At 65.0% G+C, this 17,024-nt stretch carries 19 protein-coding genes; 11 read left to right on the top strand and 8 right to left on the bottom strand.

The genetic code is table 11. The features are described 5' to 3' along the window. Positions 1 to 135: 135 nt before the first annotated feature. Complete coding sequence (locus EJ913_RS19880; RefSeq protein WP_127001101.1) at positions 136 to 645, bottom strand: GNAT family N-acetyltransferase; 510 nt, start codon at positions 643 to 645, stop codon at positions 136 to 138. A 91-nt stretch (positions 646 to 736) separates the two neighbouring features. Here EJ913_RS19880 and cysQ point away from each other — a divergent pair, with 91 nt between their 5' ends. From cysQ to EJ913_RS19825, 11 genes are all read left to right on the top strand, one after another. After that, complete coding sequence (cysQ, locus tag EJ913_RS19875; protein ID WP_127001099.1) at positions 737 to 1,510, top strand: 3'(2'),5'-bisphosphate nucleotidase CysQ; 774 nt, start codon at positions 737 to 739, stop codon at positions 1,508 to 1,510. After that, positions 1,504 to 2,382 carry a ferritin-like domain-containing protein gene (locus EJ913_RS19870; protein WP_127001097.1) on the top strand — a complete coding sequence of 293 codons (879 nt, stop codon included), beginning with the start codon at positions 1,504 to 1,506 and terminating at the stop codon, positions 2,380 to 2,382. Before cysQ ends, EJ913_RS19870 begins: the two co-directional genes overlap by 7 nt. 12 nt (positions 2,383 to 2,394) lie before the next feature. Then, positions 2,395 to 3,381 (top strand): homoserine kinase, encoded by a 987-nt coding sequence (locus EJ913_RS19865; protein WP_127001095.1) that lies wholly within the window; start codon positions 2,395 to 2,397, stop codon positions 3,379 to 3,381. A gap of 4 nt (positions 3,382 to 3,385) precedes the next feature. Further along, a complete protein-coding gene (gene rnhA, locus EJ913_RS19860; protein ID WP_127001093.1) occupies positions 3,386 to 3,850 on the top strand; it encodes a ribonuclease HI in 465 nt (154 codons plus the stop codon). A 643-nt stretch (positions 3,851 to 4,493) separates the two neighbouring features. Continuing rightward, complete coding sequence (locus EJ913_RS19855; protein ID WP_185909863.1) at positions 4,494 to 5,879, top strand: tyrosine-type recombinase/integrase; 1,386 nt, start codon at positions 4,494 to 4,496, stop codon at positions 5,877 to 5,879. A 703-nt stretch (positions 5,880 to 6,582) separates the two neighbouring features. Next, on the top strand, positions 6,583 to 6,927 hold the full coding sequence (locus EJ913_RS19850; protein ID WP_127001089.1) for a hypothetical protein: 345 nt from the start codon (positions 6,583 to 6,585) through the stop codon (positions 6,925 to 6,927). Next, positions 6,908 to 8,068, top strand: coding sequence for an LvrA C-terminal domain-related protein (locus EJ913_RS19845; protein WP_185909862.1), 1,161 nt, complete (start codon positions 6,908 to 6,910; stop codon positions 8,066 to 8,068). The genes EJ913_RS19850 and EJ913_RS19845 overlap by 20 nt, the downstream gene beginning before the upstream one ends. A gap of 397 nt (positions 8,069 to 8,465) precedes the next feature. Beyond that, on the top strand, positions 8,466 to 8,957 hold the full coding sequence (locus tag EJ913_RS19840; RefSeq protein WP_127001085.1) for a hypothetical protein: 492 nt from the start codon (positions 8,466 to 8,468) through the stop codon (positions 8,955 to 8,957). Between the two features lie 4 nt (positions 8,958 to 8,961). Next, positions 8,962 to 10,461: a phage major capsid protein gene (locus EJ913_RS19835; RefSeq protein WP_127001083.1), complete on the top strand. Its 1,500-nt coding sequence runs from the start codon at positions 8,962 to 8,964 to the stop codon at positions 10,459 to 10,461. Positions 10,462 to 10,786: 325 nt separating this feature from the next. Beyond that, positions 10,787 to 11,464 (top strand): DUF2971 domain-containing protein, encoded by a 678-nt coding sequence (locus tag EJ913_RS19830; protein WP_127001081.1) that lies wholly within the window; start codon positions 10,787 to 10,789, stop codon positions 11,462 to 11,464. A 277-nt stretch (positions 11,465 to 11,741) separates the two neighbouring features. Then, positions 11,742 to 12,038, top strand: a complete 297-nt coding sequence (locus EJ913_RS19825) for a hypothetical protein (RefSeq protein WP_127001079.1) — start codon at positions 11,742 to 11,744, stop codon at positions 12,036 to 12,038. Positions 12,039 to 12,100: 62 nt separating this feature from the next. Here the strand turns inward: EJ913_RS19825 and EJ913_RS19820 are convergent, their stop codons facing one another. The 7 genes from EJ913_RS19820 to EJ913_RS19790 all read right to left on the bottom strand — a co-directional run bounded on the left by EJ913_RS19820 (position 12,101) and on the right by EJ913_RS19790 (position 17,019). Further along, positions 12,101 to 12,862: a hypothetical protein gene (locus tag EJ913_RS19820; RefSeq protein ID WP_127001077.1), complete on the bottom strand. Its 762-nt coding sequence runs from the start codon at positions 12,860 to 12,862 to the stop codon at positions 12,101 to 12,103. Between the two features lie 81 nt (positions 12,863 to 12,943). Further along, a complete protein-coding gene (locus tag EJ913_RS19815) occupies positions 12,944 to 13,159 on the bottom strand; it encodes a hypothetical protein (protein WP_127001075.1) in 216 nt (71 codons plus the stop codon). Between the two features lie 103 nt (positions 13,160 to 13,262). Continuing rightward, on the bottom strand, positions 13,263 to 13,949 hold the full coding sequence (locus tag EJ913_RS19810) for an Abi-alpha family protein (RefSeq protein WP_127001073.1): 687 nt from the start codon (positions 13,947 to 13,949) through the stop codon (positions 13,263 to 13,265). Positions 13,950 to 14,521: 572 nt separating this feature from the next. Beyond that, the gene (locus EJ913_RS19805) at positions 14,522 to 14,764 is read right to left on the bottom strand and encodes a hypothetical protein (RefSeq protein WP_127001071.1); all 243 of its coding nucleotides are present in this window, start codon (positions 14,762 to 14,764) and stop codon (positions 14,522 to 14,524) included. Beyond that, a complete protein-coding gene (locus tag EJ913_RS33175) occupies positions 14,764 to 15,525 on the bottom strand; it encodes a lysozyme (RefSeq protein ID WP_127001069.1) in 762 nt (253 codons plus the stop codon). The genes EJ913_RS19805 and EJ913_RS33175 overlap by 1 nt, the downstream gene beginning before the upstream one ends. A gap of 153 nt (positions 15,526 to 15,678) precedes the next feature. Next, complete coding sequence (locus EJ913_RS19795; protein WP_127001067.1) at positions 15,679 to 16,263, bottom strand: hypothetical protein; 585 nt, start codon at positions 16,261 to 16,263, stop codon at positions 15,679 to 15,681. 78 nt (positions 16,264 to 16,341) lie between these two features. Beyond that, positions 16,342 to 17,019, bottom strand: coding sequence for a DUF4376 domain-containing protein (locus EJ913_RS19790; protein WP_127001065.1), 678 nt, complete (start codon positions 17,017 to 17,019; stop codon positions 16,342 to 16,344). Between the last annotated feature and the right edge of the window lie 5 nt (positions 17,020 to 17,024).

Below are 17,024 nucleotides of genomic sequence, written 5' to 3'. Positions count from 1 at the left end.
GTTTGCCCCCTCCCCATCCCTCCCCCGCCTCTGGCGGGAGAGGGGGCCGGCCCCTTGCCGGCGTTCGGCGGAATTCCCTCTCCCGCGACGCGGGGGAGGGTTAGGGAGGGGGCAAACGGGGCGGTCGTCTCCTCCCTACCCCCGCACGACCGCCGCCGTCATGTAGCTCATGCCGGCGCCGTAGCTCGCCAGCTTCGCCGCCAGGGCCGGGCCGATCTCCGCATAGGGCGCGAATCCCGACCGCGTCCAATAGCCGAGCGCGCCCGGCGTCGAGGTCAGCGCCAGCGCTCCATACCCCTTCTCCGCCGCCAGCCCATGCGCATAGCCCAGCGCCTTTGCGCCGAGTCCCAGCCCCCGTGTGTCCGGCAGCAGCGCGATGTCGTGCAGGTAGAGACAATCCGCCACAGCCGGCAGCGCCCCCAGCGGCGCGTCCAGCGGTGGCGGCACGCCGAGCAGGCCCGGATGCATCACGCCGTAGCCCAGGACCCGCCCGTCCCGCTCGGCAAGCCGGCAGCCTTCGGGAAACAGCGCCAGCCGCTCCGCGAAAACCGCGCGGTCTTCCGGGTAATCGGGATGCACCACGTCGGCAACCGCCAGCACCGCGTCGAGATCGGCCTCCGTCATCGCTCTCCAGTTCGCGCTCATTCGCCTTCTCCGCCTCCTGCCTTGTTCAATATCTTCCGGCCGGCCGGTTCGGCGCGCTATGGTGACTCCCCACGCACAAGGAGACACCACCATGCCCGACATCGCTGTGGCGAGCCTGCTGCCCACGGTCCGCACCATCGCCCACGAGGCCGGTCAGGTTATCCTGCGCTTCTACAACGACGGCATCGACGTTGCCACCAAGGTCGACGGCAGCCCGGTGACCCAGGCCGACCACGCGGCCGAGGCGGTGATCCTGCCGGCCCTCCACCACCTGACCCCCGGCATCCCCATCGTGGCGGAGGAGGCGACGGCGGCCGGGCACCGCCCCGACATCTCCGGCGGGCGGTTCTGGCTGGTCGATCCGCTCGACGGCACCAAGGAGTTCATCTCCCGCAACGGCGAGTTCACGGTCAACATCGCGCTGATCGACAACGGCGTCCCGGTTCTGGGCGTGGTCTACGCCCCGGCGACCGGCGACCTCTACGCCGCCGCCGGGCCGGGCACGGCGGTGCATTGGGCGGAGGGCCGTCACGACCACGCCATCACCGTACGCAAGCCGCCGCCCGACGGACTGACCGTCGTCGCCAGCCGCTCGCATGGCACCGGCGCCGAGATCGACGCCTTCCTGGCCCAGTACGTCGTCAAGGACCGTCTGACCTGCGGCAGCTCGCTGAAGTTCTGCACGGTGGCGCGCGGCAAGGCGGATCTCTACCCGCGCTTCGGCCCGACCAGCGAATGGGACACCGCCGCCGGCCACGCCGTGCTGGTCGGCGCCGGCGGCCGGGTGGAGCAGCCGGACGGCAGCCCCCTGCTCTACGGCAAGCCCGACATCCTCAACCCGAACTTCGTCGCCTACGGATGGTGAGCAATCTCGGCGAGGCGGCCGTCGCGGTGCTGACCGCCGCAGCGCCGCTGGACAAGGTGCGGCTGACCCGCGAACACGCCGCCGCGTGGCGCGACGGCCGGCTGTCCCCCGCCGTGACCGTCGCCCCGCCCGACCGTCCGGCCCGGCCCGAACGGCCGGAACTGAAGCTTCCCCGCGACATGCCCAAGCGCGGGCGCGGCGGCAGCGCGCAGAACCGCATCGCCCTGCTGCACGCGCTGGCCCACATCGAGCTGAACGCCATCGACCTCGCCTGGGATCTCGTCAGCCGCTTCGCCGGGGCTGGTTTGCCGAAGGGCTTCACCGACGACTGGGTCCAGGTGGCCGACGACGAGGCCCGGCATTTCGTGATGCTGGAGGAGCGGCTGAACGCGCTCGGCGCCTCCTACGGCGATCTCCCGGCCCATGACGGGCTGTGGCAGGCGGCGACGGAGACCGCGCATGACCTCGCCGCCCGGCTGGCGGTGGTGCCGATGGTGCTGGAGGCTCGCGGGCTGGACGTCACCCCCGACACGGTGCGCCGCCTGCGCGACTTCGGCGATGGGGAAAGCGCCGACCTGCTCCAGACCATCCACGACGAGGAGATCGACCACGTCGCCGCTGGCCGGCGCTGGTTCGTCCATCTCTGCGCCCAGCGCGGGGCCGAGCCGGTCGCCCTGTGGCAGGAGCTGGTCGGCCGCCATTTCCGTGGCGGGCTGAAGCGCCCCTTCAACACGGTGAGCCGCGAGCGCGCCGGCTTCGGCCCGGAATTCTACGAGCCCATCACGCCGGAGGAGGCCCCCGCCCGACGCGCGCCCACCTTGCACGCGCCCGCCCTACACGCCCCCGTTGACCGGCCGCAAGAAACCCGTTAAGGCGCAGACACCATGGCCGTATACACCGAAGTTACCGACGAGGATCTCAGCGCCTTCGCCGCCCAGTACGATCTGGGCGCGGTGCTGTCGTGCAAGGGCATCGCCGAGGGGGTGGAGAATTCCAACTTCCTCTTGGTGACCGAGCGCGGCCCCTACATCCTGACGCTCTACGAGAAACGCACCCGGCGGGAGGACATCCCCTTCTTCCTGGGGCTGATGGAGCATCTGTCCGACAAGGGGGTCGCCTGCCCGCTGCCCGTCGCCGCGCGCGACGGGGTGGCCCTGCGCGAGCTGTGCGGACGGCCGGCGGTCATCGTGACCTTCCTGTCCGGCCTGTGGCCGCGCCGCATCCACCCGCAGCACTGCGCGGAGCTGGGCGCGGCGCTGGCCCGCCTGCATCTGGCGGTCGGCGACTTCACGATGGAGCGCCCCAACGCGCTGGCGCTCGCCGGCTGGCAGGATCTGTTCGCCAAATCCGCCGACCGCGCCGACGAGGTCGCGGTGGGCTTGCGCGAGACTTTGGAGACGGAACTGGCGGCGCTGGCGGCCAACTGGCCGGTCGGACTGCCGTCGGGCGTCATCCACGCCGACCTGTTCCCCGACAACGTCTTCTTCCGGGGCGAGAGCCTCACCGGGCTGATCGACTTCTACTTTGCCTGCAACGATTTCCTGGCCTACGACATCGCCATCTGCATCAACGCCTGGTGCTTCGAGATCGACGGGTCGTTCAACGCCACCAAGGCCCGGCTGCTGCTGAGCAGCTACCGCAAGGTCCGCCCCCTGTCGCGGGCCGAGCTGGACGCCCTGCCCTGGCTATGCCGGGGCAGCGCGGTGCGCTTTCTGCTGACCCGCCTCTACGACTGGCTGAACCACCCGCCGGGCGCCTTCGTGCGCCCCAAGGATCCTGTGGAATATCTGCGCAAGCTGCGCTTCCACCAGACGGTGCGGGGCCTGGGCGACTATTTCCTCGACGACGACGACCAGCCGGCCGGAGCGTGATCTGATGAGCGACGATCAGGACTCCACCAAGGCGGTGGACATCTTCACCGACGGCGCGTGCAGCGGCAACCCCGGCCCCGGCGGCTGGGGCGCCATCCTGCGCTTCGGCGCGGTGGAGAAGGAACTGTACGGCGGCGAGCCGACGACGACCAACAACCGCATGGAGCTGATGGCGGCGATCCAGGCGCTGGAGGCGTTGAAGCGTCCGGTGACGGTGCGACTCTACACCGACAGCGAATATGTTAAGAACGGCATCACCAAGTGGATCCATGGTTGGAAGGCCAAGAACTGGATCACGGCCGACCGCAAGCCGGTGAAGAACGTCGATTTGTGGCAGCGCCTCGACGCCGCGCAGAAGCAGCATCGAATCGAGTTCCATTGGGTACGCGGCCACGCTGGCCACCCGGAAAACGAACGCGCCGACGAACTGGCCCGGCGCGGCGTGGCGGACGTACGAGCACGGGGATAAACCCGGCCATCCCTGGCGTGACGCGATAGTTGCCGATGGAATTCCAGTTCACAGCCCTCGGCGGCGCCACCACCCCTTGAACGTCATCGCCGAAAACATGGGCGCCGGTAATCTTCCAACTACCGTCTCTCATCTGTCCGGAGCCGCAGTCAGCGCGTTCATAACCGCCAGAACTGCTCCTTGGCACGCCTTCTTACGGTCCACCACTACAAGTAAGCAGCCCTTCCGGTGCCCCATCTCCGGGGTGCTGGGAAGGTCCGGGACCATGACCTCTTCTCCACATAGGGAGTGCAATTTAAATACAATAAGCAACCCTAAGATGTTGTGCGCATTGCGATATGGGCAAAAAGCAAAGGCCCCGGCAGATCGCTCGGGGCCTCTACACATGAGATTGATATTCAAGCTGTTTTTGATGATCCGGGTGGGATTCGAACCCACGGCCACATGATTAAAAGTCCTTTCCGACAGCACCACTCAACGCCTTGAAAACTCTGTGTCCGCAGCCGAAGGCGGGATATAAGCGTTGCTATCCCTTGATATTCTGTTGACCGAAAATGACAACGGGTGCCACACTCCGTCAACTAAAGCCGCGTCATGTACGGACACAATGCGGACACGGAAGAACGGGCAAGGACCCTTTGATATGGCGGACAAGCTCAGCGATCGAACAGTGAAGGCCCTTCCCTCCCCGGCCAGCGGCAACCGCGTAGCCTACGATTCGGAAGTGAAAGGTTTTGGTGTTCGGGTGACGGCGGCGGGCGCTAAAGCGTTCGTCCTGAACTACCGGACAGCCGGCCGGGAGCGTCGAATCACCATAGGCTCCTTCCCCGATTGGTCCGTTGCCGCCGCGCGGGATGAGGCGAAGTCCCTTAAGCAGCGGATCGACCGTGGCGAGGATCCGCTGGCTGAGCGCGAGGCCCACCGCGCCGCACCAACCGTCGCCGAGTTGGTTCAACAATTCAAAGAAGACTATCTGCCGAGAAAGCGCCCAGGCACCGTTCAGCAATACACTTTGATATTTGATAATATCGTCATTCCGAAAATCGGCAACAGGAAAGTAGAAGAAATAAAGCACGCCGATATTGATGCTATCCACAGAGAGGTAAGCAAGCGTACACCAATTCAGGCCAATCGCGTTGTCGCCGTGCTTTCAAAGCTTTTTAGTTGGTCGATTAAGTTGGAAGTCAGGACCGATAACCCTGCACAAGGCATCGAACGGAACAACGAGAACAAGCGCGCCCGGTATCTCTCGACGGAAGAGATCGCGTTTCTTCTTGATGCATTGGCTTCCCATCCGGAGCCAGCCAGTGCAAACGCTATCCGCCTCCTCATGCTGACCGGTGCTCGTCGCACCGAGGTTCTGGCCGCGACCTGGAGCATGTTCGACCTCAAGGCCGGAGTGTGGGTGAAGCCGTCGGCACACACCAAGCAGCGGAAGGAGCATCGCGCCCCGTTGTCCGCTCCGTCTCTGGCGTTGCTGTCCGCGATGCTGGGCGAGGCCGAAAGGAAAGCCGCAGAGGACAAAAAGGCCCCCAGCGAATTCCTGTTCCCCAGCCCAACAGGTGAAGGCCCCCAATCGGAGATCAAGAAGAGCTGGGCGTCTGTGACACAGCGCGCGACCGTCGCCATGTGGGCGGCGGCGCCAGACACGGCGCCTGGCCGGCTGGTGGCCGAACTGGTCGCGGCAGCCGAGCGGGCGGCGGGGGCCGACGCCGCGCCGCGGATGCCGAGCTACGCGGAGGTGGTCAAGCTGGCCGCGGTACAAAAGGTGAAGCTGCCGCCGGGGCTGACCGACGTCCGAGTGCATGACCTACGCCACACCTTCGCGTCCATCCTCGTCAGTTCGGGCGCGTCGCTACCGCTGATCGGCGCGTTGCTCGGCCACACCCAGGCGTCCACCACCCAGCGGTATGCCCATCTGTTCGATGATCCGTTGCGGGCTGCGGCCGAGCGTGTGGGCGCCCTGGTGAGCAGCGCATCGGTCGGATCCGGCACCAACGTGGTTCCTTTGAAGCGGGGTGCGTTATGAGCCGGATCAGCAAGGGGCAGGTTCGGGCGGAACTCCAGCGTCTGCTTGACGAGACCGGCGATGCGCGCTTTCGCGGGGCTATCGAGGCCATGGAAGCGCACGGGCTTATTGGACGCGGACGGGGGCGCCCGCCGCTACCAGAGCCGGAGAAAGCACGCCGCGCGAAGGAGGCAGAGGCTGCGGCGCTTCGGATCATGCTGTCAGAGGGAAGCACGCGCCAAGTTTTCGCCGATGTCGCGAGGGAATCAAGTGAGACTGCAGCGGAAAGAAGAAGAACTGCCGCGCAAGTCCGTCGAGCCTATTATCGTATTTTGCCTGCTGCAATCCGGCCTGCCCGAAATACAGGGTAAGCGTTCCATTTAATCACTGAATTTTGGCATTGGTTTTCTTATTCACTGAATAAAGTGCCTCGTTGCACCAATTTCTTACTTGGCTGAAAGTGTCTGCCAGAAGATACATATCGACTGGAGACAAACAAAATGGAAGCCACCGGGGGTATCCTCCATGATTATGTCAGCATTGAAGCGCTCGCTCTTGAGCTTAAATGCTCTACGCGCACAATTGCACGTCGGGTGAATGAGCCGAATGGCTTACCATTTGTTCGGATTGGTGGACGTATTTACTTCAGCGTCCCCTCCGTCAAGCGCTGGATTGCCGAAAAGGAAACCCAGCGGAACCCGAAAGCCCGTCGGACCGGGGTTCGATGATGACCACGAATCCACGTGCCGCGCCCATCCTGGCGGCGCGCATCGCGACCTTCGTCAGCGCCGGCCGACCCTATTTGGTCTGGGCCATCCCCGGCGACCAGCCTCCGGCGGAAGCCATGGCCGCGCCGTGCCTGTCCGCCACGTTCATGGTGGACGGCGGGTGCGCCCTGGTCGCGCTGAATGATCCGCACCTGACGGCCTACATCAGGCTGAAGGTGCCCCTCGTCTTCGCGTGCGAGCGCAAGGTGGACCGGCGGAAGCTGCTGAAGCGGCGCGCGGCTTTCTCGGCGCTTGGCTATCGGCTGTGGGAGGAGGACGCCCGTGGCCATCCTGTCGAGTGACAAGCTGGATTTCCTCCTGGCAGCGGGGACCGGCGGCACGCTGACCGGGACCGAGGTGAAAGTGCTCCTCCATGTCGTGGCCTGCATCGACAACAAGACGGGTCTCGCACGGATCGGGCACGCGCGCTTGGCCGAGCGGAGCGGCGTACATCGTGGGACAGTTATCCGAGCCTTGGCCCAGCTTGAGAAGCTCGGCATCCTGCCCGTGACGCTCCGTGGCGGTGCAGATCGTGGCGGGGAGCGCACGGCCAATGTCTACCGGCCCAACCTCCACTACACCGCCCCGACCAGTAGCACCCACGCAACCGGTAGCTTGGATGCGACCGGTTGCATAAATGCGGCGGACCAGTCGCATGGGTGCAACGGACCAGTAGCACCCATGCTACACCATCCCGGTTCTTCTCCCGGAGGGTTCCCAGAGGGAGAAGAAGAGGGATCCCCGCCTTATGCGGCGGCCTCCGCTGGTGCTCCGGCCGACCGCAACGAGCGGGAGATCGGGGCGCCTGCTGGCGAGCCAGATCGCTTCGATGAATTCTGGGCGGTGTGCCGCAAGCAAGAGGGCCGAGCAAAAGCAAAGACCGCTTATGCAAAGGCTCTGGCCCAAGACGGTGTATCGGCGGATATCCTCATTGCCGCAATGACCCAGTACACCAAGGCCAAAGCGCACCTTCCCGACACGCAGTGGATCAAGCTTCCTTGCAACTGGCTGGATGAGGAGCGCTGGCTGGAAAAGCCAGAAGCCCCGAAGCCCAAGGAACCACCCACGCCGAAATCTGCCACCAAGGCCAGCACGGCGCCCAAGGTCAAAGCGGCAGCCCGTCCCGAGAAGGCAAAGCGGAAGGTGGCGAAGACGACCCGCAAGGCCACACAGCCAGCATCCGGCCGGGGGCTAGCGCCCCAGGCTGTTGCGGCGCCTGCGATCACGCGCACGCCTGACGAGCCGTTCATTGTCCGCGATCGTGTGGAGGAGGCTCGGACGAAACGGAATTGGGCGGGCAAGGTGACGCGCATCGAGGGTGCCGGGCGGGTTCGCGTTGCGTGGGACCATGGCGGCGGCGCCATCTGCCGTGTGACGGACTTGGCGCCGACGAGTATCAGCGCTTGCGAGGGGTTGCGCCGGAACCGCGAGCGAGGCGCCTGATGGCCTATCGTCGATCAAAGGGAGGGGTGGTCGAAAGTCTGGGGATCGTCCTCGGCCGGGACCGCAGCCCCTCTCACGCGCAGATTTTTTCCCCTCCAGCGATTTGAGGTGCGCACTTTGCTCCCGCGCCGCGCAGCTAGGCTGCTAACAAATGCTGAGTTTTGCAGGGCCAAAGCGGCACTTTTTCGCTCAAATTCAAAGGGCTGGCCGCTGGGCTCTTGTTAACCCCTGCTAACCGTCCAGCAAGTGCGCAGTGCGCACCGGGTGCGCACTTTCCCCAGCCTGCGCACTACCGCAACTTCTCTATTGCAGTTTCTCCGAATGAGGCTATCGTGCATTCATTCGTATATTCTACAAATGAGGTGGCTCGATGCGAGCGCGGCAGTTCGAAAGCTTGATGACGACCTTGGCCGGCTGGCCCGCATCGGACCTGGATGTTCGCACACGCCAGCTTCGAGAACGCGCCATGCTTCCCAAAGGCGGTCGCGGTCTGCATGCGCCGGACATTGGTCCAGACCACGCCGCGACGATCCTGATCGCCATGGCCGCCGCCTCGAAGGCCGTGGATGCGGGCGCTCGCGTGCTCGACTACTGGGGTCTTGCCTCCGTCGCCATCCTCGATGGCCTGGGCGCCGCGACTTTTCACGAAGGCTTGACCGCCGTGCTGTCCGACCCTGGCCTTGCTGGCCGCGTGGACTGCGTTCGTGTGTGCCGTTCTTGGCCAGAAGCTCGGATTGGCATCCAGGGGACGGAGCATGTCTATCGGAACCCCTGCGTCCCGACCGGTAAGCCGGGTGTCTGGGAAGACCTGACCTTCGACGGCGCCTTGATCCACCAACTTGCCATCACGCTTAAAACCGGCGGGGCAACCGCCGCCTATCAGGAGTGACCACATGAAAGCACGGCTCTCTTCGTCGGTGCTGGCGGCCCTGTTCGTAACGCTGGCCGGCGCCATCGCCCTACACGTCTTCACCCCGGCCGCCGCGCTGGCCGCCACCATGCAGGGAACGCCGATCGACACGCGCGCTCTGCTCGACCTTCTGCCGTTCGCGCTGGGCGGCTTCACCCTGAACGAGTTGCGTCTGAAGCGGGCTGGCCTGATCGACCAGATGGAGCGGCTGACCAAGGGCGAGTTGTCCGACCAGACGCGCAGCCAGTTCGACAAGCTGGAGGCGGACGTGAAGACGCTCGATGAGGACATTCGCCGTGCCCAGGTGGTGGAGGACACGCGCCGCGCCGCAGCCGCAGCCCAGGCGCCGCAGGGCGACCCCATCGAACAGCGCGCCCAGCAGCACCCGGTGGGAAGCGGCGGCGCTGTGTCGGCGGACGAACAGCGCGCCGAACCCGCAAGCCGGATCATCGGCAACGACGGCGACAGCGTGCGCGCTCTGACCCTGCGCCAGTCGGTGCGCTCTGCCTTCCTGCCCAACCACCGAACCGACCAGCGCGGCGAACTGAACCTTGGACGCTACTTCCGGGGCATGGTCACGGGCGATTGGGCCGGCGCCGAGCTGGAGCGCCGCGCGATGAGCGAGGGTGTGCTGGCCGATGGCGGCTACACGGTCCCGACCATCCTTTCCGCCGACGTGATCGACGCCGCCCGCAATCAGGCCCGTGTGTTGCAGGCCGGCGCGCTGACGATCCCGATGACCAGCCAGACCATGCGCATCGCTCGGGTTCTGACCGACCCGGCCCCCGGCTGGAAGGCCGAGAACGCCGCCATGGCGGAAGGCGCCATGACGTTCGAGCCCGTGGACATGAAGGCCCGCACCCTGGCGGTGCTGGTCAAGCTCAGCCGGGAACTGTTCATGGATTCCGCCAACGTCGAATCGGTGGTGCGCAACGCGCTTGCCGCCGGGCTGGCGCTGGAACTCGACCGGGTGGCGCTGTTCGGCACGGGCGTGGGTGAAGAGCCCAAGGGGTTGGTGAACACGACCGGCATCCAGACCGTCACCGCGTCCGCCAACGGCGACGTGCTGGCCAGCTACGATCCCTTCTCCATCGCCGTCGAGAAGGTGGCCGAGGCCAACGGGCAGGCGAACGCGGTGATCTTCTCTCCGCGCACCGCCGGCACGCTGGACCGCATGAAGGACAGCACCGGTCAGCCGCTCATGGCGCCGGAGAGCTTCAAGGCGCTGGCAAAGCTGCCGACCAAGCAGGTTCCGAACAACCTCACCCGTGGCACATCGACGAATGCCAGCGTTGCCGTGGTGGGCGAGTTCCCCAACCTCCTGGTGGCGGTCCGCGAAAACCTCGTGATCGAGATGACGAACGCGGCCGGCGACGCCTTCAGCAAGATGCAGATCTGGATCCGTGCCTTCCTGCGCGCCGACATCGCCGTCGCCCGGCCGGACAAGTTCTGCACGGTGCCGGGCATCATCCCGGCGCCCTGATAGCCCAGGAACGCGGGGAGCTTGTGATGATGGAGCGCCCAGCGATGCGTCGGCTTCCTACCGGCGCCGGTCAAGTCGGAGAGTGATCGCAACAACCCCGACAGTCTGCGGCCCACAGCGGCGGCGCGGCAGGTGCACAAAGCCCCCGGTGAAGGCCGGGGGCTTTTCTATTGGAAGGGTGGAGTTTACTCGTCGGCAGAGGCCGACTCGCTGCGCTCATGAATTGCAGGCTTTGTATATCTCTACCGATAACTAGAATTTTTTGAACTTACGCCGCCTTTTTTGATAGGATGAAACGCCGTATCAAGAAAAAGGAGGCCGAGAATTGAAGGCTTACAAATTTAGGGCTGCGGCCCAGATTGCATTTGCATTCGACATCATCATTAACCGGCGACTTTACTGTGCAGACTGGAAAAATCTAAACGATCCGATGGAAGGAATGTTTGCTTACAGTTATTCTCATGATCAAGAAACCGAAGCGCAGAGGATAGTAAAGGGTGTCGTTGAATCAAAGAATAAATACAAAGTATGCTCTCTAAGCGGCACATATGACTGTCATTTGCTTTGGTCACACTATGCTGGTGGTTTCGATGGTGTTGCAATCGAAATGAATCTTCCTGAAGGGTCTAGGAGTATCAGGCCTGTTGAGTACCGAGGTGTCTATGCCTATCTCGATTTGGCAGACGTCAAGCGCGAAGATGATGCCGCGAGAACGATCCTATTCTCAAAGTACAAGGAATGGGAATACGAGAGAGAAATACGCATATTATCTGATAGCGAATGGTATTATTTGGAAAATCCTGTAACCAAAGTTATCGCAGGACCACGGATGCCTGACGCTCTTTTTAAGGTTATGAACATTACGTGTTGCTCTCTGGGTATTGAATTTTGCAAAGTAGGGATCGGCGACGAAGGGATTGACGCGGATTACGTTGAGCCGCCGAGCGGGTTAGACAGAGATCCGCTACTTCCGCCGCAGAAGAATGTGAGAAGGCGACGCTGAGAATAAAGTACCCGTTGCTAAAAAGTGGCGGCATTTAAGCTTCCAAAAAATGGCCCTACGTCTTAAATACGTAGGGTCGGACTGCTGTTACTCCCCTACGCCGATACCACCAAGGCCACTTGTCAGCGTGTCACCAACGACTGCAGCGGGCCACAGCTTCTCCGCCGGATGCAGGAAGTAGCGGTCCTCCAGCACGGCAGAGTCCACGCCGGACACCGACACCAGCACGTCGAGAAGCTCAACTGGCCAAGGTGCTCCTGGCACTGAGGAAGGACCCGTGGCACGCAATCCCGATCTAGCCGGTCTGCCAAACTGGCCGCGTCTTCTGACACGTCTGCAGGCGGCCTCCTACCTGGGCCTAACCGTCAATAGCTTCAACCTGGGTATGGAGGAGGGGACATGGCCCGATCCCATCACCTATGGCCGTAGCAAGCTGTGGGATCGCCGCCGCCTCGACGAAGCGGTAGATATGTTATCCGGCTACTCGATCGAAGCCCACGAGAGAGACGTGGAGGAAGAGGATCGAAAGCGGCGGCGTGACGCCTGGACAGCACATCGTCGGCGGGGCAAATAGACAGTCGATGCCGCGGGCTTTCGGCCTGTCAGCCATTCCACGGCATCGACCGAACGCAGCCGCTACACCCGCTGGTCGGGGGCGACCTGCCGCGCCATGAAGTCGCGCAGCAGGGTCACGGCGGTTTCCTGCCCCTCCACCCAGCGGCCATCGGTCAGGCCGGCGCCGTCGTCCGCCAGCAGGTTCAACACGGCCAGCGCATCGGCCGGGGTCCGGGGCGGCGCGGTGAACACCGCGCGCCGGATCTCGCACGCCTCCACCACCAGATGATCGGGCGGATCGTCGGTTCTGGCTTCGGCGGCGGCTTGGTGATCGCCCAGCAAGGCGAGCACCTTGGCGCTGGCATCGGCGAAGGTCATGCCCAGCGCCGGGATGAGGGTCGATCCGCCGTTTCGCCCTGTCGCCGCGCGGGCGATGCGCTCCGCAGGCCCATCAATCGATTCGAGCATGCGCCACAGCATCCCGACATGATGAACGTTGTCCAGGATCTCCTTCAGGCCCGACGTCATGTTGCCCCCAAAGACGATGACTTCCCAAGCGTCTTCGCAGTCGATGTATTTGGTCAGCAGGTAACGGAGCTGGCGCGCCATCCCGTCCATGGTCTTCGGGCGGAACGCCTCGATGCGAAGACCGAGATTGAAGGTAATCTCCTCGTACAGCCCCTCTTCGCCATCCAGGGCGCACTGGTAGGCCGTCACAGCATCGGTGAAGGCGTCCCAGGCGAACAGCAACTCGGCGTCGGGGTGGATGCCCGGCCCGGTGCCGCGCTTGGGCAGTCCGTTGATGCAGCCGGGCAAAGTCGTGGTATTCTCGGAACCAGCCATGGTCCGTAGCTCCTCTACAGCTCGGGTTGTGGTTAGGCCGGACCGGGAGGCTCCTACCCCTCCCGGATCGGCCGCGCTCAATCAGCGCAGCAAGGCTGCGGTGATGATCTCGTTGTATCGCTCGTCGGCGGTCAGTCGAGCCGCCACGTCTTCCGGCACGGTGGCCAACAGTTCAGCAATCAACTCCGCCGTGTGGCGTTCCCGATCAGCTTTGCGCTGCCGGTAGAGACGTTGCCGTTCCGCTCCAGGCAAAGCGGTCTCGAAATATTTTGGCTTCGCCTGCAAGGCGGCCTCCATGTCCGTAACGTAACACAATCTAGCGTCACGTTACGGATTAGACAAGAGATATGTAGCGTGACGAATATGGATAGTTCCGAAGGGCTGAAACCGCTGTGGTCCGCTATGGCGTTGCTACATGCTGCTGGGCGGTGCAGGCGTGCACGAAGGCAAGGCCAAGCGGTGTGATCGCGGCGGTCGCCGGATGCATCCAGCCGCCCCAGGTCATACCGAGCGTGATGCACCCCAGCCGATAGAGGTTCCCGAGGGACACAGCCACATCCTTTGTCGGCATAGCCGCGTCCGCTTCGCTCTGCTCGTCGATCTCAACGCAATCAGGCAACTTACCCGTCAGGATGGTGCCGTTCCCCGCGTTCGGAGCCGTTGCGATAGCCACGAGGCACTTCACATCCAGGGCCGTCATGTCGGCGAGCATGGACACAAACGCACGCCGCATCTCAGTCCCGCTGCCGGCATCCGCAGCGTTCGTCAACAAGGTCGCCCATCGGTCCTGGAGATTGTCATCTTCCTCAACTGCGGCGTAAGAGAGAAGCGGCAGCCCAACCGCTAGGGTAAGCTGTCGAGTTGGCCCGGACATGCCTCGCTCCTTCATGAGCGCATCGACGCGATCCATTAGCCGGATCCGACGTTCGAACCGCGCGACCTTGAGCTGGTCCTGGACCATCCCCACCACCTCAGCCGCCGGCCCGGCAATGAAGCTCCCCAGGTCGCGAGCTGCGTCCACCACCTTTCCGCCAAGCTCGGCGGACGCCTTCGCCGCTTTTGCCCATCCGCCCGATGGATCGTCCATTCCGCACTCCCATCCAAATCACAAGGACGGCCGGAGGATAGCGCCTGCCGCGGTCCAATGCATCGCAATGGCGCGGACACGCCTTGTCCGGAATTCGGACATGGTGCGGACACAAAAGCGAAGGCCCCGGCAAATTGCTCGGGGCCTTTGTCTAATCGCTTGATATTCAAGCTGTTTTTGGTGATCCGGGTGGGATTCGAACCCACGGCCACATGATTAAAAGTGATGCTTAGAGCATTGAAATATTTAGCGTTTGTCAGACTTTCGGGCTTAAACTCACCTTAGCAAAATCAATACGTTAGCTGGCCAGTTTGACATCTTCATTTGCAGGAATGATGGCGGTCTCCGCTTAGATTGGCCGCCCTACAGTTTGATCAAAATTATATATGGCTCCGCACGCCTGTTAGCCAAACCGTTCCCAGGGAACGGTTTGGCCTCGCCTTCAACGGGCCGGCTTCCACCCGCATAGGATCGCCCCAGTACGGTTGTGCGCAAGGAGCTGCTCCGCCGTGCCCTCGGTCAGCGCATCGGCCCGGCTGACGTAGACTGGCCGCCACGCTGCGCAGGCGCCCTCAGTCCCGGCTCCACTCGTCACGCAGCCGGTCAGCAGCGCCAGGGCCAGCCCGGCGAAGATCGTCCTCGATGTCATGGCGCACCTGTGCGTTCCAGAGGGAGTACGTGGTCGACTTGACGGCGGCGTCCCGCCGCCCGGCCCGGCGCTGGACGGCACCGAAGGAGACGATCGCCGCCAGCAGAAGCCCGGCGGCGATCAGGGTGGGACCGACCCGGCCCCACAGCGCGGCGAGGAGGACCATCACGCCGCCTTGCGCTGGTCGTCCCAGCGCCGGACCAGCATCACCACCACCGCCACGCCCAGCAGCGCGGCGACCCCCCAGCCCAGCGCGCCCGACGGCAGCGCCTCCAGCAGGCCGCGCACCGACTCCGACACGTCGCGCGCTTGGTCGATCACCACCGCGACGGTGGCCAGCCCCAGCGCGCCGCCGCCGCTGACCCCGGTCACCGACTTGGCCAGCGGCTTCATGCCCGGCGCCGGCTCGGCCGCGCGCGTGACCGGGGCGTTGGTGTCGGCCAGGAACAGCGCCGCCTCGGTCGCGCGCCGCTTGACCAAGCCGGCCATCACCTTGCCGTCGCCGCGCGTCCACTTGCCGAACTCGGCCGCTGCGCCGGCATGGTCCCCGGCGTTGAGCTTGACCAGCAGCGTCGAGGGCTTGCCGGTCTTCAGGACGAGGAACCCGTCCTTGCCGGTGTCCTTGCCCTTGGCCTTCCGCCCGGTGCCGACGTTGAAGACGAAGGAGACCAGCGCCCCGAACTGGGCGTCGGTCAGCGGCGCGTTGACAGCGCGGTCGACGATCGCCGCCGCCTCGGTCAGATCCTGGGCCAGCAGTTCCTCGGCGCGGGCCGGGGTGATGGTCAGGCCGGGGCGAACCTCCGGCCCGGTGTGGCCGTAGCCGATCGTCCAGGGCGCGCCGCCGCTGGCGGGATCGGGGTAGGCGGTGAGGCGCAGGCCCTCGGCGGCCTTCACCAGTTCGGGGCAGGAATGCGGGATGGCGCGCATGCATGGTCTCCTTCAGCGCAAAAAGGCCGCTGGGCACGGGCCGGGCGGCGTGGGTGACGAATCGGGGATCGGTCGGGGTCTGTTGCGGGCGGTCATGTCCCATTTTCCGACCTCCGAAGAGGGCGGAAAAATGAAGTGGCTTCCTGCCCCGCTTCAGGCGGTCAGCGTGACGGCGAGCGCGGCGCCGATGCCCAAGCCGGACAGGGCCTCGCCCCACTCCGTGGCGGTGGTCAGGCGCCAGGGCAACGCCGGCAGCCGGGCGCCCAGAAGGTAGGCGAGCGGCAGGACCAGCCCAGCGAGCGGCAGCCACAGGGCAGCGGGGTGGCCGGGGACCAGCGGCAGGGCGATCAACGCCAGCCGGGCGATGCCCACAGCGGCGAGGTAGCCCAGCTTGTTGGAAAGGCTGATGCGAGCGGTCCAGCTCTGCGGGTAGGCCGCCGCCGTCTCGGTCAGGTTCTGTCCGGCAGCGTGCGGCAGCCACGCCATGCCGGCGTAGGCCAGAGCACCGGTCAGCACCGCCACCCGCGCCCCGTCCAGGTTCGGCGGGCCAGCCAAGGCGAAGGTCATGGCACCGACCGGCAGCGCCCAGAAGACCACGCGCGCCCCGGTGGTGCCAAGCCAAGCGTGCCCCTGCCCGCGCTCGCGGTAGGCGGCGGCCAGAGCCAGAGCGGAGAGGACGACGGCTGGCCACGACGCGGCCAGCCAGCTGGCAAGCGCTGGCCAGAGGGTGGTGAACATGCGGGGATCCTCCAGACACGACAAAGGCGCCACGCGGCGCCTTGTCGGTCGATCGGGGTTGGAGTGTTGTCGCGGGGATCAGCCGGGCCAGCCGGCCAGTTCGTTCACCGCAGTCAGATCGCCGGCCAAGGCCGCGTCCTTAAGATCGCGGGCGTGCTGCATGGTCAGGCCGTACCAGTCGCCCACGGATCCGGCTAAGGCGATGCCGTCCAGCGGCGTGAGCAGCGGCACCCGCTCGTTATCCATGGCGATCCAGCCGCGCGCGTAGCCCTCACCCCACAGCGCCGCGCCGCTGGTCGCCAGGATCGCGGCCGACACCATGCCGCCCAGGTCGGCCCGTCCCTTGTCGGAGACCTCGATCCGCTTGCCGGCATAGGGGGCGCCGACGGAGAGGCGGCGGTCGCGCTCGGCGTTGATGGCGGCCACCTTGGCGACGCGGGCCACGCTGAGGGTGGCGGCCAGTTCGGCGGGCGTCAGGTCGACCGGCTCATAGGTGACGCTCACTGCGTCGGCGCCGACCGTCCAGTCGGCCAGCGGCCGGCGCACCGCGCGCTTTCCGGCGACGGTCGGCGGCTGCTCATCGACCAGCGGGAGGATCGTCCAGCCGGGGCATAGGGCGGCCCACTCGGCTGGCGTCCAGAAATCCCAGGCTTCGGCGGGGTGTGGGACATCACCAGGGCCAATGAATTGGGCTCGACGCTCGAAGACGGCAGCGACCCTGTTGCCGGTCACCACGACCAAAGGGAATGTGTGCATCTGAT

The organism is Azospirillum doebereinerae (genome assembly GCF_003989665.1).
Lineage (GTDB): Bacteria > Pseudomonadota > Alphaproteobacteria > Azospirillales > Azospirillaceae > Azospirillum > Azospirillum doebereinerae.
Note: the sequence above shows the minus strand (reverse complement) of the source record. Positions and strands in the feature narration are given on the sequence as shown.